Here is a 17,565-nt window from a genome sequence, read left to right as displayed (position 1 = left end):
ACCATGAAGATCGACGTTGATGTAGACCAGCTGCGCGAGAGCCTGCTCGATCGCGCGGGGAGTGCAGCCGGCGTGGGCTTTCCGGCTGCCATGCTCGACGTAGTGGATATCGAGGACGAGTCGCCCCAAGAGCTCCTAGCCCGAGCCGAACGCGAAGGCTTCGACCTCCGTGATTTTGCCGTCGACGATGACTAGGGTAGCTAATTTGAGACGGAGCGTCTGCACCCGCAGCTGCGCGAACATGCATGATAAGCCGTCCCAATGGAGCCTAATGAGCTCGCGACCGTTCTATTATGACTGCACGCTGGCTAAGTGAGTAGGCTTTATTGGAAATCCTGAGCACACGACTAATTTGCTTCAATAAACCCGCAGGTCACAGACTTGTGCTTTGGTGACGTGGTCGGCGATTCGGCAAAAGTCTACTCACTTAGTTTTGAGAGACGCTAATTGTCCGCAACGAGACCCCAGCCGGGGCGATTGGTGCTCAAATGTAGCCAATTCGGGACGGCTGCCCCTGGCCGCTACGACGCCAGCGTGGCGATGACGGCTTCGTCGCCGGCGTATATGAGGGTGTTGCCGTCGGGGATGATCGTTTGGCCGTCGCGTTTGATCATCACGACGATAAAGGGGTGCTTGCCTTGCGGCACGTCGCGCAGGCGCTGGCCGGCCAGACGCCCGTGGGGAGTCACGGTGACTTCGCGTAGCGTTACCTCGGCACGATCTTCAAACGTCGGCGCGGCCATAACCAGAAGGTCGCCTTCCTCGATGACGGTATCGCCATTGGGCAGCACCGGGTGTGCACCGTCGCGCAGCACCAGGACTACGAGCATGTCCGTGGCACTGCCGATGTCCGCGAGCGAGCGACCGGCAAACGGATGGCCCGCGCCCACCTTGAGCTTGACGAACGACATGCCGTCCTCGTCGCGGTAATCGTTAAAGGTGCGGCGCACGTCGCCGGCCGCATCGATCATGTCGAGCTTCTTTGCCACCGCAGGCAGCAGCGAGCCCTGCACCACAATGCTCGCCACGGCAATCACAAACACCAGGTCAAACAGGTCGTGACCGCCGGGAACGCCGGCCACCACGGCAAAGAGGCTAAACACGACCGAAGCCGCACCGCGCAGGCCCGCCCAGCTTACGAGCGCCACCTGGCGGGGGTTTGTCTTATAGGGCGCCAACAGCAGACCGACGGCGATGGGGCGGCTCACAAAGAGCATAAACGCCATGAGTGCCAGGCCCGGTAGTAGCATTTGCGGCAGGCGCGCGGGCGTCACGAGCAGCCCGAGCAAAAAGAAGATGGTCATTTCGGCCATCTCGGTGAGGGTGTCAAAGAAGTGCGCCATCTCGACCTTACCGGTGATGTCGCTCGCACCCAGCACAATGCCGGCAAGGTACACGGCTAAAAAGCCGTTGCCGCCCAGGTAGCTCGGCAGCGCGTAGGCGACGATGGCCACGGCGAACAAGAAGATGGTCTGCGCGCCCTCGGCCGTTGCGTGTGCGCGCTCGATCAAGCGGCCAGATGCCCAGCCGATGACAAGGCCCAGGCCCACACCCAGGATGATCTGCTTGGCCAGCAGCACAGGGATGTTAATGTCGCCGCCGGCCGCAAGGGTTGCAAGCACGGCGGTGAGCATGTAAGCGACGGGGTCGTTGGAGCCCGATTCGACCTCGAGCAGCGAGTCGGTGCCGTCCCTCAGCGAAAGGTTGTGCTCGCGCAGCACGCTAAAGACGCTCGCTGCGTCGGTCGACGCCACGACCGAGCCCAGCAGCAGACCGCCGATCCAGTCGAAGCCTAGCGCGAAGTGTGCAAAGGCGCCCGTGATGCCGGCGGTAATGACGACGCCGAGCGTGCTCAGCAGCACTGCGGGTACGGCGACGGGCTTGGCGCGGTCGATGTTGGTGTTAAAGCCGCCGTAGAACATGATGAACAGCAGCGCCGTGCTGCAGACGGTTTCGGTGAGCGCGTAGTCGCTAAAGTCGATGTGCGCCGGCCCGTTGACGCCCAGCAGCATGCCCAGCGCGATGAAGATGAGCAGGGTGGGGAAGGGGAGCTTTTTGCCGACGGGTTTGATGGTCAGGCACAAAATGATGACGAGGCCGATAAAAAGAAGTATTTGGTTCATGGATAGTGTCCGCTCCTGGGTGGTTGGCGTGGCACGGTCAGTTATCTGCGGTTATTTGTACCCAAAGATGGTGGGTTTATGGGTTGAACGGAGGGCGTTCGTGATATCGTCACAGGCGGAGCCGTTTTTCTAGACTATTGGCGGCGGCTCGTATCTACTTCCCAGCTTTATTGCAACGGAGTACAATGGGTAACGTTTAAGTTCAACTTGAAGTTTTAGTTGCGGCTCCAGGCTTCGCCGTAATGCAGGGAAAGGCGTTCCATGGCGATCTATGTGACATCTGATGCCCACGGGCACGTGCGCGCGCTGGACGAGGCCCTTTCCAAGATCTCGCTGGCGTTCGACGACACGCTGTATGTGCTGGGCGACATGATCGATCGCGGGCCCGATCCGGTCGGCGTCATCAACTTGGTGCGATCGCTGCCCAACGCTCGCGTGCTTAAGGGTAACCACGAGCAGATTATGCTCGACGCGATCATCGGCCAGGACCCGCTCGATGCCGAGACCTGGGACATCAACGGCGGTTGGACCACGCGCCAACAGCTCAACGAAATGGAGTTTGAGGCATACGAGGAGCTGGTACGCTGGGCTGCTGCCCTGCCGCTCTATGCGGTGGCAGAGACTGCTGAGCGTCCGTATTTGCTGGTGCACGCCGGCATTCAGACCGAGGCGGCGCGTGCGTTTTTGCTAGAACATGGTGTCGATTGCGGTGACGGCAGAGGAGCGGTCGATGCCGATAGCGAGTTGCTGCAGCAAATGCTTGCCGTGCAGTCGTCCGATGACCTGCTGTGGATTCGGCATGGCTATTGGGATGCCCCGACGGGGCTGCTTTCTGCCGAGGGCAAGGGTCCGGTCGTGGTGAGTGGCCACACGCCCACGGTGTCGCTGGGGCGCTATTGCGAGGTTGGCGGCCTGGCAGGGCTCGATGAGGAGTCGGGCCGCGGGCAGATTGTGCGCCTGGGCGGCGAGGATACCGCCGGCGTTCCCGACCGCATCGACATCGACTGTGCCGCCGCCACCGGCTCCGAGTTCGGCCGTGTAGGCATTCTGCGCCTGGACGACGGGGCCGAGTTCTATGCAAACATTCTCCCTGGCGAGTAATCGGTGCAAAGGGTAGCTAATTTGGGACGGGGCTTTTTTGACTACTTTTGCCCTTCTGCCCATCAAATGATTTTTCTGGGACGGGGATTAAGTAATCATTTGGCTGCCCGCTGGCTAAGTGAGTAGACTTTTTTGGAAATGCCGAGCACCCAACATGTTTACCTCAATAAAACCGCAGGTCACAGACTTGTGCTTTGTCGGTGTGGTCGGGGATTCGGTAAAAGTCTACTCACTTAGTTTTGCGTGATGCATATTGTCCGCAACAAGACCCCAGCCCGGGTAATTCCATCGCAAATTCCGGTGGCCGAGGCAGCTAATTAGACACCGTACGGGTTGCGGGCTCGTTCTATGCGCTGGCGAATGTGGGCGTACTCGACAATCAACAGCACCAGCAGTAGGGCCATGATAGCCAGGTAGCTCACGACGGCACCCATCAGCCCCAGTAGATTGATGAGGATCATCGGCACCACCACGCTCACGGCAAAGCAAATGAGGTAGATCTTGGTGACATCGCCGGCGTGGCGCAGCACTGTGATAATGGCGTAGATAAAATCGATGGCTGCGGTGATGCCGCCGGCGACGACCATCAGCAGCGCCAATGTGCGGTAGCGCTCAAAGTTGAGGCCGTACATAAAGCTCATAAGGGGAATGCCGGGGCCTGCCATAAACGCGGCGCATGCGCCAGTGAAACCCAAGATCAGCGCCATGACGGCGACAATAATTAAGTCAAAGCGGCGACGCTTGCGCGGGTTAGCCCAAATGCTCGACAAACGCAAGAGCTGCGGTTTATAGATAAAACCAACGCTCAGCAAAATGGCCTGCGCCGGAAAGAACAGGGCATTAAAATACAGCTGATATTTGTAGGCCAGCGTGCCTTCCATCACAAACTTGGGCATGCTCTCGATAAGGTTGAACAAAAAGAGCGCGCCAAAGAGCGGGGCACACTGCGCAAAAAGGCGGCCGACTTCGCGTATGCTCACGCGACGCGATTTTTCGGTTTCGAGCAGGGCGAGCGGGGCGGTGACCAGCACGAGCGAGGCGATCGCTGTAACACCCATGGCCATGGCCGCGATGGGCATGCTGCGCGTGAGGAACAGTGCCGCGCTAAAGACCGCGATGACGCCGGCGGAGCGCAGCGTTTGGCTCATGCCGGCTAGGTAGAGCTTGTCGGCCTGCTGCAGGCGGCCCTCGTACACGTCGGCGATGCCGTCGATCACCTTATAGAGGTAGACGCCCAGGCCGATCGTCGCCATGTGCGCGTCGTAGCCGCGGGCGCTGCTGTACATGAGGCCGCAGGCCAGCGCGATCGCTCCGCAAAGCCAGCGGTTGAGCTGGTAGGAGGCAAATGACGTCTTCTCGTCGATGTCCGAGACCTGAAAATTGCGCACGCCGTAGTTGCACGCGATCATGATGAGCGTGCCGGTGACAAAGGCGATGGAGAACTTGCCGGCTTCTTCGGCGCCCACGAGTTGCGTGGACACGATAGTGAGCAGTGGAAACGCCATGCCCCACACGGCGGTGCCGAGGGTATTCCAAAGGTAGTCGCGGCTGGTGGCGTGCTCCTCGTATTCGGCTTCCTGCATGGAGAAACCGCCGCCGTAGACGGCACCGAGCAGGCGGTTCCACCAGGCGTTGACCATACGGCGGACAGGACCGGGCTCGCGATCGCGCTCGCGCCGACGACGCGTGGCTTGGCCGCTATTTGGCCCGCCGGCGTTGCGCTGACTCAGCTCCTGGATACGCGCGAGCTCTTCGGCCGTGTGGGAGGCGGGGAAGAGGCCATTCTCGATGCGGCCGCCCTGTCCGTGCGCCCCGCCCGATACAGTGGGGTTGGCGATGCCGTTGCGGCGGGCGATGGCGCGGCGGATGCTATCGAGGGGCGAGATGCTCAAGGCGGGTCCTTTCTATTGCTGCGTTCTAGTATAGACGCGACGGTGTCACTCATGTTTTTGAACGGATTGTTCAATATTTTCGGGGGGCGGCAGTAAATTGTCGGTGAGCGTGCGGTATCCTGTTGAAGTTATGTGATACCACGATGCCGCCCGCGCGGTACCAAGGAGCTTCTACCTATGGACGTCGCCGCATTCTTGCTGGCTCTTGTGCCGATCATTTGGCTTGTCGTGATGCTGCTGTGCTTTAAATGGCCAGCTTGGAAAGCCGCCATCGGATCGTTTGTCCTCTCGTGCGTGCTTGCCTTCGTATGGTGGCACCTGCCGGCAGCGCAGATCGCGACCGCCTCGCTCGAAGGCTTTTTGATGGCCCTGTGGCCCATCGTTTTGGTAATCATCGCCGCGGTGTTCACGTATAACCTGTGCGTTCGCACGGGCGCCATGGACGTAATCGGCAGCATGATCACCTCCATCAGCAGCGATCGCCGTCTGCTGGCGCTGCTTGTGGCCTGGTGCTTTGGTGGCTTTATGGAGGGCATGGCCGGTTTTGGCACCGCCGTTGCTATTCCCGCCGGCATGCTCGCGGGCCTGGGCTTTGAGGCCGTGCCCGCCGTGCTCATCTGTCTGCTGGCCAACGGCGTGCCCACGCCCTACGGCTCCATTGGCATTCCCACGGTGTCCGTTGCCGGTCTGGTGGGCCTGGATCCGCTACATTTGGCGACCGTTCAGATGGTGCAGTTGGCGCCTTTCTTTGCGATGATGCCGCTGTTTATCGTGCTGGTTGCGGGTCGTGTCGCCGATGACCAGGGTAATGTTGCGGGCGTTGCCGAGCGCCTGAACGGCGTGGCGGGCATCGCCGTGCTCTCCGGCGTGTCCTTTGCCGGTGCGGCTCTTGTCGTTGCTATGTTTGTGGGTCCCGAGCTTGCCGTCGTCGTCGGTTCCATCGTTTCGCTCGCGCTGACAGCTGCGCTTGCCATGCGTGCCGAGAAGTCGGGGCATCTGGACGCACGCTTCCACATGAATATCGAGGCCGGCGAGCAGCTCACCGCTAAGTCGGCGCTTTCGGCTTGGTCGTGCTTCATTTTGATCTTTGTGCTGCTGTTGGGAACGTCTAACCTGGTGCCTGCCGTGCATGCTGCGCTCGCACCGTTTGCGAGCCAGGTGCAGGTGTATTGCGGCGAGAACCCCGGCACGCTCACGTTTTCGTGGATCAACACGCCGGGCGTCTGGATTTTCCTGGCGGCGTTTGTCGGCGGCGCCATTCAGGGTGCTTCGCCGCGCATGATGGGCGAGGTACTGGCCGCGACCGTCAAGCAGATGATGCCGACGGTCATTACCATGCTTTCGGTTCTGGGCTGTGCCAAGGTTATGGGCTATGCGGGCATGATCTCTTCGATCAGCGCGTTTTGCATTGCGGTCGCCGGTGGCCTGTACCCGATTCTGGCTCCGTGGATCGGCGCGGTCGGTGCATTCGTGACCGGTTCGGGCACGTCTTCTGGCATGCTGTTTGGTCCCATCCAGAGCCAGGCTGCCACCGCGCTGGGCGTGAGCGACTACTGGATGGTCGCGCTGAACGCGCTTGGCGTCGCTGCCGGCAAGATGATCTCGCCGCAGACGCTTGCCATCGGCCTGGCCGCCGTGCACGTGCGCGGCAAGGATGCCGAGCTCCTGGGCGCCGTCCTGCCCTACGCCGCCGGCATGCTGATCCTTATGAGCGCCATCGCCATGCTCGGCCAAGGCTTGCCGCTATAGTTGGCACTTAGGGACGCTCCTTTTGTGCCGGCATCCGGGGACACTCCTTGAATGTTGCCTGTTCAAGAGTGTCCCCAACGACTCGTCGTTTAAGAACGTCCCCAATGACTACCCAATGACTAGGCCGCTTGCCTGCGATTTTTGACCGTTGGGCGGGCTTGCCCCCCCTTGCCACAAAAACGTTTTTGCATATCGGGTACAACGAACTTTACGTGAGTAAAGTGCGCGCCGCGCCCGCGTGACGCGCTTTTAAAGGAGGCCCCATGCCTGGTGTTACCCCTGCAGAAGTTCTGTCCAACTTTGGTATTACGCTGGTCGAAGATCCCTCCGAGAATCAGCCGCGTCTGCTGGTCGATCTACCTGCTGCGGAGCTCGTCGAGCACGCCATCCGCCGTGAAGAGGGCCGCATGGCATCCAACGGCGCGCTGGTAATCGAGACGGGGGAGCGCACCGGCCGTTCTCCCAACGACCGCTTTATCGTTGACACCCCCGATGTTCACGACAAGATCGCCTGGGGCGCCGTCAACCGCCCGCTTTCGATTGAGAGCTACGAGGCCATCAAGGCCGGCATCGTTGACTACCTCAACGAGCGCGACGTGTTCGTCACGCGCGGCATGGCGGGTGCCGACCGCAACCACACGCGTCGCCTGCTCGTTGCCTGCGAGCGCGCGAGCCAGGCGCTCTTCATTAAGCAGATGCTCGCCCGTCCGCTCGCTCGCGAAATTGCGCGCACCGGCGAGCCGGACTTTTGCGTGCTCGCGGCACCCGGGTACCAGTGCGACCCCGCCATCAAGGGCCTCAACTCCAGCGCCGCCGTGGTCATCAACTTCCAGGAGCGCGTGATTCTGGTTGCCGGCACCGGCTACTCCGGTGAGATTAAAAAGTCCATCTTCAGCGTCATGAATTACCTGCTGCCCGTCGAGGACGATGTGCTGCCCATGCATTGCTCGGCCAGCATGGATCCCGTCACGCACGAGACCGCGGTGTTCTTTGGCCTGTCCGGCACCGGCAAGACCACGCTTTCGGCCAATCCCACGCGCCTGCTGATCGGCGACGACGAGCACGGTTGGTCCGACATGGGCATCTTCAACATCGAGGGCGGCTGCTACGCCAAGTGCGAGGGCTTGGACGAGTTTCACGAGCCCGAGATCTTCAACGCCGTTCGCTTTGGCGCGATCTGCGAAAACGTGGTGCTCGACGAGAACCGCAAGCCCAACTACGATGACGTCTCGATCACGCACAACACGCGCGTTGCCTATCCCGTCGAGCATATCCCCAACGCGTGGACCAAGGGCATGGGCACCACCCCGAGCGTCGTGCTGTTTTTGACCTGCGATGCCTTTGGCGTGCTGCCGCCTATCTCGCGCCTGACGGCCGATGCCGCCATGTATCACTTTGTGACGGGCTTCACCGCAAAGATCCCCGGTACCGAGGTCGGCGTCACCGAGCCCACGCCCACGTTCTCCTCGCTGTTCGGAGAGCCGTTTATGCCGCTCGACCCTATGGTCTATGCCAAGATGCTCGGCGAGCGTATCGCCGACGGTCGCACCCGCGTCTATCTGCTCAACACCGGCTGGATTGGCGGCGGTTATGGCGTGGGCCATCGTATCGAGCTTGCCTACACGCGCGCCCTGGTCGCACGCGCCCTCGACGGTACCATCGAGGACAGCGAGTTCTTGCACGACGATATCTTTAATGTCGACATTCCCACCACGTGCCACGGTGTGCCCGACGGCATCCTGGTGCCGCGCCAGTACTGGCAGAGCACAGCGCGCTACGACGAGGCTGCGCACAACCTGGCGGTGATGTTCGAGGAGAACTTCGAGAAGAAGTACTCGCACCTGCCCGAGTCCGTCAAGGCCGCCGGCCCGCACGCTCAGGTGTCCGCCGAGGCCCGTCATCGCGGCCGCGGCCTGCTGGGACTCCGCCACTAGCGTCGCCTCGAGTCCATATCCACCACAAAGAGGCAGGCGCCTTTGTGGTGGTTTTGCTCGTGTGGATGACTCGGGTTACAATGCGCCTGACATATCGTCCCCTTCTCCGGATGGGGACAGCGTAAGCGCTCTTGTGACGGCACCGTAGGACTTTGAAGGTGGCCGTTGTAGGGGCGCTTTTTGTTTAGGCGCTCGCGTTGGCGCGAATTGCGAAAGGAGCACGTATGAAGAGCTTTGTTGCCGAGGATTCATTTTGGGAGCTATTTCCACAGGCGGCGATCGGTGTTGTGGTCGTGGAGGGCATGAAGCCCGCGGCTACGATTCCTCAAGAGGACGTGGACGCGATTGCGGCGCTGCTCGATCGCGCCAGTATCGATGCGGAGCGCCACCTGACAAGCGATACCATCAGCGAGAACGCGCCGGTCAAGGCTTGGCGCGAGGCCTATCGCCTGTTCAAGACTAAAAAGGGCGCCCGCTGCTCAATCGAGAACTTGCTCAAGCGCGTGCTCAAGGGCAAGCCGGTCGGTCATATCACACCGGCGGTGGATATTTACAACACGGTGTCGCTGACCTACGCGCTGCCCGTGGGAGGCGAGGATTTGCACGCGATTGAGGGAGACCTTCGCTTGAAGGTGACCGACGGTGGCGATGCGTTCTTGCCGCTTGGCGAGGAAGCAGATGATCCGACGCTGCCCGGCGAGCTCGCCTACATCGATGATGCGGGCGCCGTGTGCCGCTGCTGGAACTGGCGCGACGGCGTTCGAACGGCTCTGTCCGACGATTCTGCCGATGCGTTTCTGGCGATTGAGTGTGTAGAGCCCGAGCGAATGGGGGACTGTCAGGCCGCGATCGATCGCTTAGCCGAGCTGCTTGAGCGCTATCTGGGAGCGACGGTTGTCGTTAAGATGCTTGTGACCCGCGATAACCTGCGCGTGGAACTGTAGCGGCGCCTAGAACCTATTGATGCCCCAAACCACCACAAAGGTGCTGTCCCCTTTGTGGTGGTTTTTATGTTGATGGGTTAACAATTGCGATATTTAGGTACGGGGGTTCGGGCATGCGGCTAAGATGTTTACCCGTTAGCATCATGCAAGCGAAAGGCGGTCGTCTCCCATGCAGCAGAACGACGAGACACGTTTTGAGGATTTTGTCGGACTGATCAGCGGGCTCTACAAGGAGATCCAGCGCATTAAGGCATCTGAGGGCGCAAGGCTGGGCCTTAAGGGTTCCGATATCATGTGCCTGTACTATCTTGAGCGCAGCAAGGACGGCCTGACTGGTGCCGATCTCGCCCGCATGGCAGGCGTGACCCGCGCTGCCGTCTCGCGCACGCTGGCGCATCTGGAAGAGGGCGGCTACGTCGAGGTCGACGATTCGGGCGATGCCGCCGTTAAGTATCGCGCCCCGGTTCGCCTGACCACGTTGGGCGGCGAGAGCATGAACGAGGCCGATCGCATTATTCGCGAGGTGCTCGACGCCACCGGCAAGGCCATGGGCGTGGAGCAGCGCGAGCAGATGTACGCGTCGCTGCGTACGATTCTCGACACCCTGCGCGAGCTGTAGGGCCGCCTAGGCATTTGCTTCCCACTAACAACTGCATCGTCCCGTTTGAGCGCGTATACCGTGCCGGGGCATTGCTGTCAAAATTCCCTGCGCGGGACCTGCGCAAGAAAGGATTCGCTATGTCCGTCCGCATTATTACCGATTCCGCAAGCGATATGTCGCCGGCGGAGCACCCGGCACTGGCTGTTTTGCCACTGTCCGTTACCTTTGGCACCGATGTGTACATGGATGGCGTCGACATCGATCACCAGCGCTTTTACGAGATGCTCGTGGAGCGCGATGAGCTGCCCAAGACCGGCCAGGTCAACCCGTACGCGTTTTCGCAGGCTATCGCCGAGGTTCGTGAAGCCGGCGATGAGGCCGTGATTATTACCGTGGGCGCTAAGCTTTCCGGCACCAATCAGAGTGCCCGTACCGCACTTGCCGAGGCACCGGGCGGCGATGTGTTCGTGGTAGACAGCAACAACGTCACCCTGGGCGAGCGCGTGCTGGTCGAGTATGCCCTGCGCTTGGTGGACGAGGGCCGTAGCGCGGCCCAGATCGCGGCGGCGGTCGAGGCCGTGCGCGACCGCGTGGTGGTTATCGGCCTGCTCGAGACGCTGGAGTACCTGGTGCGCGGCGGTCGCCTGTCTGCTGCGGCCGGCGCCGTTGGCACGCTGCTCAACGTAAAGCCCGTGGTGGCTGCCGAGGACGGTCTGATCGTGCAGCTGGGCAAGGCGCGCGGTTCCAAGAACGGTCGCAACCTGCTGAACCAAAAGGTCGAACAGGCGGGCGGCGTCGACTTTTCCATGCCGCTGGCGCTCGGCTATACGGGCCTTTCGGATGCGGTGCTCAAGAAGTATATCGAGGACAGCGCCGCGCTGTGGGCTGGCCACACCGAGGGCGAGTTGCCCGTTCACACCATCGGCGCCACCATCGGCACCCATGTAGGCCCCGGTGCCGTAGCCGTAGCCTTCTTCCAGCCTGCCAACTAACCGACCTGCCAAAAAGGGACAGGTTTATTTTGGCAGGTTTTATCTGGGCAAACGCTACCTGCCATGCCATGTGATCCCTCGGCGATGACGGGGTTGCGGACCATCGGCCGCACGGAGGCCGCAAATGATCCGCAACCCTGCCGTCCCCGAGGGATCATTTGATTTATGCTGTTGCGGGCGGAAAGGAGCATCGATGGCGTCTGAGGGCTTTTTTGAGCGGGTGTACGAGGTAGTCGAGCAGATCCCTGAGGGGATGGTTGCCACGTACGGCCAGGTGGCGCTGCTCGCCGGCCGTCCAAGAAGTGCGCGGTACGTGGGCTATGCGCTGCACAGCAATCCGCGCCCCGGCGAGATTCCCTGCCATCGTGTGGTGTTTGCCGATGGCAGCATTTGCGAGGGCTTTGCGTTTGGCGGCCCCGATGCTCAGCGCGAACTTCTGCTGGGGGAGGGCGTGACGTTTGTCGACCCCATGCACGTCGACTTGGCCGCCTGTCGTTGGCCAGCAGGGCTCTAGCGGCTCTGCCGTGGCCAAAACCACCACAAAGGTGCCTGTCCTCTTTGTGGTGGAACGCTGGCTCCATTGATGTTTCCCCAGATAAAACCTGCCAAAATAAACCTGTCCCTAATTGGTAGGTTTACCTTTGTTAACTTATGCAGAAGGTGTGGCGGCGCGGTTTGATACTATAAAGTAAACATTGGTGAACTATATTGTATGCAGCAACGGAGCAGGCCATAGGCGATGAAAAAGCCTGCCCTGTTGAGTTTGATTCGCATTCCTCCCCTCTGTGCGATTCAACGGTGTACTTCGGGAACGGGCCCGCCGGCTGCCATGGTCGGCGGGCGCTTTCCTGTAAGCATGGGGCAAACCCATCAGGTCTGTTATCCCATAATGAGGTACTGACGTTTGGTTTTAGGGGGGGCACTAACTTTGATTGTTAGTCCCGCTTACAGCAACCGATCTTGGTAAATCCCTGCGGCGCTTCTTCGCCTGCGGGGATTCTTGGGCTGTCGCTTCCCAGATATGCTTCTACATGCCGCGCGAACGCTTGCCACGACCACTCGTCTTTATCGGCCTCAAGCCGATCGGGAGAAATCGCGTTGAACAGGCACGTTGGAATCTCGTGCTCGTGCAGATTCTTAGCGATACACGGTGTGCAGCCCTTCTCGTGGTTGACAGGGTTAAATGGGCATTTCCGGTCGTTGCAGGTACAAAACGCAACTGAGCTCATGGGACTCCTTCCGGTCGGTCGGGTCTGCCGTAAAAGCTGCCGCATGTTAAACAATAGGGTGTCATTGCTTAACAGGATATAGCCTCAAGGTGCTTGCGACTTAGGGGTTCTGCCAAGCGGCTGAATATCTCGGCGACCGACCTCTGAAGAAAACAAAACCGCCGCAACGAGGATTGTGCCAATCGCGGCGGTTTAGTTTGAGTGTTGTTTATTGCTCTCGACTAGTACACCATGCCCATGGCGTCCTGAACCTCGGCCAGGGTCTGCTCGGCAATCTCGTTGGCGCGACGGTTGCCCTCGTGCAGAACATCCTTCACATAGTCCAGGTCGTTCTCGTAGCGCTGGCGACGCTCGCGGATCGGTGCGAAGTACCCGTTGACGGCCTCGGTCACGTACTTCTTGAGTTGGCCGGAGCCGCCCATGCCAATCTCTTCGGCAATCTCGACCTCGGAACGGCCGGTGCAGATGGCGGCGGTCGAAAGCAGGCCGGACACGCCGGGGCGGTTCTCGGGATCGAACGTAATCATGCGCTCGGAGTCGGTCTGGCTCTTCTTGATGCGCTTGGCCGTCTCCTCGGCGGTCATCGAGATATTGATGGCGTTGCCGTAGCTCTTGCTCATCTTGCGGCCGTCCAGGCCGGGCAGCAGTGGGGTCTCGGACAGCAGCGCGTCGACCTCGGGGAACACCTTGCCGTAGCGGTTGTTAAAGCGGCGGGCGATGGTACGGGTGAGCTCGATGTGCGGCAACTGGTCGCGACCGACGGGCACAACGTTACCCTTGCAGAACAGGATGTCGCAGGCCTGGTGTACCGGATAGGTGAGCAGAAGGCCGGTGAGCTCGTGGCCCGAGGCCTCCATCTCGGCCTTGACGGTGGGGTTGCGCGCCAGCTCGGCCTCGGAGACCAGCGACAGGAACGGCAGCATGAGCTGGTTGGCGGCGGGCACGGCGGAGTGCGCGTAGATCATGGTCTTGTCGGGGTCGATACCGCAGGCAAGGTAGTCCATGACCATGTTATACACGTTGTCCTGGATGTGCTCGGTGGTGTCGCGGTCGGTGATGACCTGGTAGTCGGCAATGAGCACGTTGGTCTTGGCGCCCATATTCTGCAACTCCACGCGGCCCTTGAGGGTGCCAAAGTAGTGGCCTAGGTGCAGACGGCCGGTGGGGCGGTCGCCGGTAAGCATGGTGAACTTCTCGGGCGTCTTGGCCAGGCCCTCGCGAATGGCGTTGCTCTTTTGCAACGCGACTTCGTAGCTGTTCTCGTTTGGCATGATTGCTCCTAACGTATGTTCATGGGTCAAGATGATAACGCGTTTATTGAGAGGGGCGGGCGAAAGCGAGCAAGGGGGTGGTAAGGCGAGGCATGCGTGGCGGTCGAGGCGCGGTCACGAGCGGCCGACAGCAAACAGAGCGACCATCTGCAGCAAACCTCAATGCCTGTGGTGGCGCTCTTCCTTACGCTCCTCGGCCGCTTGCTCCTCCTGCTTAAAGGCGGGGTCGTCGGGGGTTATCAGCTCGTCTTCGTGCGTGCGCTTGTTGTAATGGTGGCGTAGCACGGGCTCAAACAGGTGCAGGTGCTTGGCGAAGGCTGCCGAGCCAATGCCAAGCACGGTAAAGATGAGCACGCGCATGGGGACTTCGACCTGGTTGATGGCGGCCGCACCGGCCGAAAGCAGGACACACCAGGCATAGATAAGCAGCACAGCCTGCTTTTGGTTATAGCCCTCTTGAATGAGGCGGTGGTGGATGTGGCCTTTGTCGGCCTGCCCAATGCTAATGTGGGCGCGCTTGCGGCGCACGATGGCGCTAAACGTGTCGATGATGGGCACACCGGCAACGATGAGCGGAATGATAAGCGAGGTGAGCGCGGCGGTGCGGCTCACATTAAGCAGCGAAATGGAGCCCAGCGCAAAGCCCAGCAGCAGCGACCCCGAGTCGCCCAGAAAGATGCTCGCGGGGTTGAAGTTGTAGCGCAAGAAGGCCAGGCAGGCGCCAAACAACGCGATGGAGAGCGCGGCGGCATCGATGCGGCCCGAGAGAACGGCCATCGAGAACATCGTGAACGATGCGATGCCGCAGATGCCTGTGGCCAGGCCGTCAAGGCCGTCGATGAGGTTGATAATGTTGGTGAACGCCACCAGGTAGACCACGGTGATGGGATAGGCGAGCCAGCCGAGCATAATCTCGCCGGGGGCAAGCGGGTTGAGGATGACGCCGATTTTTAGGCCACCCACGCAGGCGATGAGCGCGGCGAGGACCTGGCCGGCGAGCTTTTGCTTGGGCCTAAGCTGGAAGACGTCGTCGATCGCGCCGGTCGCAAAAATGACGGTAAAAGAAAGCGCCAGCATGGGGTAGCTAATATGCAGGCGCGGATGCGGGACCAAGACGGGCGGCCAGCCCAGATGCCAGGTGCCCATAATCTGAACGATGCAGGCGACGACCAGGCCCAAAAAGACCGCCGTACCTCCCAAGCGCGGGATGGGCTTGGTGTTGATACGGCGTTTTGAAGGATAGTCAACGGCGTCGAGCTTGATTGCCAGACGTTTAACCAGGGGCACCGTGAGGAAGGTCGTGATATATGCCGCGGCTGCCACGCAAAGGAACGGTATGTAGCTTGTGGATGAAGCCATGTATCAAAAACCGCCAAGCGTCGAAGGAAAAGGTCAAAGGATGCCATGCCGCAAAGGGTATAGCTGACCCATGATACTCGACCAAAGGGGGTGCGGGGAATCGCGCCAATCGATAATCACGCGCTTACCAGATATTCGAGTGATGGTGGGGTTCTGCCTGGTGCCTTTTGAGGATCCTGGCAGGATTTGCAATGGCGATTTTCGGCAAAAGAAAACCACCCCCCACGTTACGAAAATGAACCCACCTAAAACAGGTGGGTGCCCTCATCGACCGTTCCAGCGTCCTTAACAACGAAGGATACCTGTACTACGTACGACTGTGTGGGCTCCCTAAATAAACGCGACGGTTCACCCAGTTGCTCCGCGGGGGGCGGAATACCTACATCATAAAGCTGTACTTTATCGATTCCAGTCTTGACATTACAAAAATCGTGTCGGACGATTACGGCGCCTTGGGCTCGAGCCGTCTGCGCGGTTGGTCCTTTTGCGTTTGAGCTGCTGAATCGTTGTTTTGGAGCATGTTTTTATGCCGACGTCGTTGACCGAACTTTTTTCGCCCGCCTGCCATTTGTGTCCGCGCCGTTGCGGTGCGGCGCGCGATGAGGGTGCGCGCGGCGTATGCGGTGCTAACGACACGCTCAAGGTGGCCCGTGCGGCGCTCCATATGTGGGAGGAGCCGCCTATCTCGGGCGAGTCCGGTTCGGGCACGATCTTCTTTAGCGGCTGCTCGCTCAAATGCGTCTATTGCCAGAACCACGAGATCTCGACGGGCAATTTTGGGCTTGAGATTATGCCCCAGCGTTTGGTCGAGATTATGCTGGAGCTGCAGGACCAGGGTGCCAACAATATTAACTTGGTGACGGCGACGCACTACGCGCACCTGCTGCCGGCTGCGATTGCCGCGGCACGGGCGCGCGGGCTTGTTGTTCCAATCGTCTACAACACAAGCGGTTATGAGCGCGCGAGTGCCGTGGCGGCGCTCGGCGATCTGGTCGATGTGTGGCTAACCGACTTTAAATATGCCGATGCGGGGCTTGCGCAGTCGCTCTCCCACATTAAGGACTACCCGCGTGTGGCCGTGTCGGGTTTGGCGCAAATGGCGCGCGAGATTGAGCGCCGTGGGGGAGAGCTGGTGGACGAGGACGGGCTCATGAAGCGCGGCATGATCGTGCGTCACCTGGTGTTGCCGGGGCATGCGGACGATTCGTGTCGCGTGCTAGACCTGGTGTGGCAGACGGTGGGTGATGTGCCGATCTCGGTCATGAACCAGTACACGCCCAATGCGCTCATGCGCGAGCAGGGCGGCGACTTGGCGCGAGCCGTGACGCGCGAGGAGTACGAGCGGGTGCTCGACCATGCCGACGACCTGGGCTTTACGACGATGTTCTGGCAAGAGGGCGGCGCGGTAGACGAGAGCTTTACCCCAGCGTTCGACACCACTGGCGTCCTCACCAGCGCAAAGTAGCTCTTTTGAGCAGTCTTTTTGGGACGGGGCTATTTTAGCTGCCCCTGCCGTTAATCGTCCAAATCGTTTTCGCTATCTGCCTGGGTAGCTAAAATAGCCCCGTCCCAAAAAGACTGCTCCCGGTGGGGGTCGAGCTACCATCCGAAAAGTAGTCAAAAAAGCCCCGTCCCAAAAAGACTGGGTATTGGGCGTTGACAGTTGGCGAGCCGTAGGTAAAATATCAACTTGTCCTGGGGACGTAGCTCAGTTGGGAGAGCGCTGCCGTCGCATGGCAGAGGCCGAGGGTTCGACTCCCTTCGTCTCCACCCTTGGATTTGATAAGCCGCTGACATTGTGTCGGCGGCTTTTTTTAAAAAGAAAGGGCTGCACTATGGCCGAGCTTGATTCCCAACCATTGTCCGATGAGGAGCGCGCCGAGTTGGAAGAGCTCCGCGCCGAGAAGGCCCGCCGCGAGGCCCAGGAAGAGGCTCGTCGCGAGCGAGAGGAGCTGGCCGCCCTGCGTGCCGAGCATGCGAAGGCCGAGGAGGCTGCCGCGAGCGCCGCATCCGAGCGCAAGCCCGCGCCCGCGCCCAGGCCCGCTGCTGCGAAGCCTGCGCCTGCTGCACCCAAGCCTCAGCCTAAAAAAGCCGCTCGTCCCAAGCCCGTCGATTCCAAGCCGAGCCGTGACGAGATGACGTTTGCCCAGCGCATGGTCACTTCCAAGGAGCCCACGGCCGAGGGCGAGATCCCTGGTATGGCCCCGGCTCAAAAGATCATCATCGCGCTCGCCTTGGTCGCGTTTGTCGTCTTTATGGGCTACACGATCATGACCAGCATGGGCCTGCTCTAACCGATTTGCATCGGGCGTCATGTCCGCATGCTCTGCTCTCGTCCAACTCTTAAGTTCTGCACCACGCATCCGAAAG

At 60.5% G+C, this 17,565-nt stretch carries 15 protein-coding genes and 1 tRNA gene; 11 read left to right on the top strand and 5 right to left on the bottom strand.

The annotated features are described in order from the left end of the window. The first annotated feature begins 3 nt into the window (after nucleotides 1-3). Nucleotides 4-195: a hypothetical protein gene (locus ACTQXO_RS04395; RefSeq protein ID WP_441545477.1), complete on the top strand. Its 192-nt coding sequence runs from the start codon at nucleotides 4-6 to the stop codon at nucleotides 193-195. A 326-nt stretch (nucleotides 196-521) separates the two neighbouring features. Here the strand turns inward: ACTQXO_RS04395 and ACTQXO_RS04390 are convergent, their stop codons facing one another. Continuing rightward, nucleotides 522-2,123: a potassium/proton antiporter gene (locus tag ACTQXO_RS04390; RefSeq protein WP_441041864.1), complete on the bottom strand. Its 1,602-nt coding sequence runs from the start codon at nucleotides 2,121-2,123 to the stop codon at nucleotides 522-524. A 261-nt stretch (nucleotides 2,124-2,384) separates the two neighbouring features. Between ACTQXO_RS04390 and ACTQXO_RS04385 the strand changes: the two genes are divergently transcribed. Further along, nucleotides 2,385-3,224, top strand: coding sequence for a metallophosphoesterase (locus ACTQXO_RS04385; RefSeq protein WP_441041866.1), 840 nt, complete (start codon nucleotides 2,385-2,387; stop codon nucleotides 3,222-3,224). Nucleotides 3,225-3,541: 317 nt separating this feature from the next. On the opposite strand, the gene ACTQXO_RS04380 is transcribed toward ACTQXO_RS04385, so the two are convergent. Then, complete coding sequence (locus ACTQXO_RS04380; protein WP_441031526.1) at nucleotides 3,542-5,116, bottom strand: lipopolysaccharide biosynthesis protein; 1,575 nt, start codon at nucleotides 5,114-5,116, stop codon at nucleotides 3,542-3,544. Between the two features lie 177 nt (nucleotides 5,117-5,293). On the opposite strand from ACTQXO_RS04380, the gene ACTQXO_RS04375 reads away from it, so the two are divergent. The 6 genes from ACTQXO_RS04375 to ACTQXO_RS04350 all read left to right on the top strand — a co-directional run bounded on the left by ACTQXO_RS04375 (nucleotide 5,294) and on the right by ACTQXO_RS04350 (nucleotide 11,850). Then, on the top strand, nucleotides 5,294-6,865 hold the full coding sequence (locus tag ACTQXO_RS04375) for an L-lactate permease (protein ID WP_441031527.1): 1,572 nt from the start codon (nucleotides 5,294-5,296) through the stop codon (nucleotides 6,863-6,865). Nucleotides 6,866-7,128: 263 nt separating this feature from the next. Further along, nucleotides 7,129-8,799 carry a phosphoenolpyruvate carboxykinase (ATP) gene (gene pckA, locus ACTQXO_RS04370; protein WP_195838533.1) on the top strand — a complete coding sequence of 557 codons (1,671 nt, stop codon included), beginning with the start codon at nucleotides 7,129-7,131 and terminating at the stop codon, nucleotides 8,797-8,799. A 224-nt stretch (nucleotides 8,800-9,023) separates the two neighbouring features. Beyond that, a complete protein-coding gene (locus ACTQXO_RS04365; RefSeq protein ID WP_441031529.1) occupies nucleotides 9,024-9,743 on the top strand; it encodes a B3/B4 domain-containing protein in 720 nt (239 codons plus the stop codon). Nucleotides 9,744-9,912: 169 nt separating this feature from the next. Next, nucleotides 9,913-10,362 (top strand): MarR family winged helix-turn-helix transcriptional regulator, encoded by a 450-nt coding sequence (locus tag ACTQXO_RS04360; protein ID WP_154515655.1) that lies wholly within the window; start codon nucleotides 9,913-9,915, stop codon nucleotides 10,360-10,362. Nucleotides 10,363-10,481: 119 nt separating this feature from the next. Continuing rightward, nucleotides 10,482-11,336: a DegV family protein gene (locus tag ACTQXO_RS04355; RefSeq protein WP_441031532.1), complete on the top strand. Its 855-nt coding sequence runs from the start codon at nucleotides 10,482-10,484 to the stop codon at nucleotides 11,334-11,336. A gap of 193 nt (nucleotides 11,337-11,529) precedes the next feature. Continuing rightward, nucleotides 11,530-11,850 (top strand): MGMT family protein, encoded by a 321-nt coding sequence (locus ACTQXO_RS04350; RefSeq protein WP_441014804.1) that lies wholly within the window; start codon nucleotides 11,530-11,532, stop codon nucleotides 11,848-11,850. A gap of 421 nt (nucleotides 11,851-12,271) precedes the next feature. Here the strand turns inward: ACTQXO_RS04350 and ACTQXO_RS04345 are convergent, their stop codons facing one another. The 3 genes from ACTQXO_RS04345 to ACTQXO_RS04335 all read right to left on the bottom strand — a co-directional run bounded on the left by ACTQXO_RS04345 (nucleotide 12,272) and on the right by ACTQXO_RS04335 (nucleotide 15,195). Then, nucleotides 12,272-12,565: a DUF6485 family protein gene (locus ACTQXO_RS04345; protein ID WP_195838532.1), complete on the bottom strand. Its 294-nt coding sequence runs from the start codon at nucleotides 12,563-12,565 to the stop codon at nucleotides 12,272-12,274. Nucleotides 12,566-12,786: 221 nt separating this feature from the next. Continuing rightward, nucleotides 12,787-13,836, bottom strand: coding sequence for a tryptophan--tRNA ligase (trpS, locus tag ACTQXO_RS04340; protein WP_441032995.1), 1,050 nt, complete (start codon nucleotides 13,834-13,836; stop codon nucleotides 12,787-12,789). Between the two features lie 159 nt (nucleotides 13,837-13,995). Continuing rightward, on the bottom strand, nucleotides 13,996-15,195 hold the full coding sequence (locus tag ACTQXO_RS04335; protein ID WP_441032998.1) for an MraY family glycosyltransferase: 1,200 nt from the start codon (nucleotides 15,193-15,195) through the stop codon (nucleotides 13,996-13,998). A gap of 526 nt (nucleotides 15,196-15,721) precedes the next feature. Here ACTQXO_RS04335 and ACTQXO_RS04330 point away from each other — a divergent pair. The 3 genes from ACTQXO_RS04330 to ACTQXO_RS04320 all read left to right on the top strand — a co-directional run bounded on the left by ACTQXO_RS04330 (nucleotide 15,722) and on the right by ACTQXO_RS04320 (nucleotide 17,489). Then, nucleotides 15,722-16,660, top strand: coding sequence for a radical SAM protein (locus ACTQXO_RS04330; protein WP_441033001.1), 939 nt, complete (start codon nucleotides 15,722-15,724; stop codon nucleotides 16,658-16,660). 232 nt (nucleotides 16,661-16,892) lie between these two features. Continuing rightward, nucleotides 16,893-16,965: transfer RNA gene (locus tag ACTQXO_RS04325), tRNA-Ala, on the top strand. Nucleotides 16,966-17,030: 65 nt separating this feature from the next. After that, nucleotides 17,031-17,489, top strand: coding sequence for a hypothetical protein (locus ACTQXO_RS04320; RefSeq protein WP_427718842.1), 459 nt, complete (start codon nucleotides 17,031-17,033; stop codon nucleotides 17,487-17,489). Nucleotides 17,490-17,565 lie beyond the last annotated feature (76 nt).

This window comes from Collinsella sp. LCP19S3_D5 (genome assembly GCF_052121415.1).
Taxonomy (GTDB): Bacteria; Actinomycetota; Coriobacteriia; order Coriobacteriales; family Coriobacteriaceae; genus Collinsella.
This window is presented reverse-complemented; position numbering and strand designations above follow the sequence as displayed.

Coding starts and splice junctions, on each gene's coding strand:
- ACTQXO_RS04395 (WP_441545477.1), top strand. CDS start 4: ATGAAGATCGACGTTGATGTAGACCAGCTGCGCGAGAGCCTGCTCGAT.
- ACTQXO_RS04390 (WP_441041864.1), bottom strand. CDS start 2,123: ATGAACCAAATACTTCTTTTTATCGGCCTCGTCATCATTTTGTGCCTG.
- ACTQXO_RS04385 (WP_441041866.1), top strand. CDS start 2,385: ATGGCGATCTATGTGACATCTGATGCCCACGGGCACGTGCGCGCGCTG.
- ACTQXO_RS04375 (WP_441031527.1), top strand. CDS start 5,294: ATGGACGTCGCCGCATTCTTGCTGGCTCTTGTGCCGATCATTTGGCTT.
- pckA (WP_195838533.1), top strand. CDS start 7,129: ATGCCTGGTGTTACCCCTGCAGAAGTTCTGTCCAACTTTGGTATTACG.
- ACTQXO_RS04365 (WP_441031529.1), top strand. CDS start 9,024: ATGAAGAGCTTTGTTGCCGAGGATTCATTTTGGGAGCTATTTCCACAG.
- ACTQXO_RS04360 (WP_154515655.1), top strand. CDS start 9,913: ATGCAGCAGAACGACGAGACACGTTTTGAGGATTTTGTCGGACTGATC.
- ACTQXO_RS04355 (WP_441031532.1), top strand. CDS start 10,482: ATGTCCGTCCGCATTATTACCGATTCCGCAAGCGATATGTCGCCGGCG.
- ACTQXO_RS04350 (WP_441014804.1), top strand. CDS start 11,530: ATGGCGTCTGAGGGCTTTTTTGAGCGGGTGTACGAGGTAGTCGAGCAG.
- ACTQXO_RS04345 (WP_195838532.1), bottom strand. CDS start 12,565: ATGAGCTCAGTTGCGTTTTGTACCTGCAACGACCGGAAATGCCCATTT.
- trpS (WP_441032995.1), bottom strand. CDS start 13,836: ATGCCAAACGAGAACAGCTACGAAGTCGCGTTGCAAAAGAGCAACGCC.
- ACTQXO_RS04335 (WP_441032998.1), bottom strand. CDS start 15,195: ATGGCTTCATCCACAAGCTACATACCGTTCCTTTGCGTGGCAGCCGCG.
- ACTQXO_RS04330 (WP_441033001.1), top strand. CDS start 15,722: ATGCCGACGTCGTTGACCGAACTTTTTTCGCCCGCCTGCCATTTGTGT.
- ACTQXO_RS04320 (WP_427718842.1), top strand. CDS start 17,031: ATGGCCGAGCTTGATTCCCAACCATTGTCCGATGAGGAGCGCGCCGAG.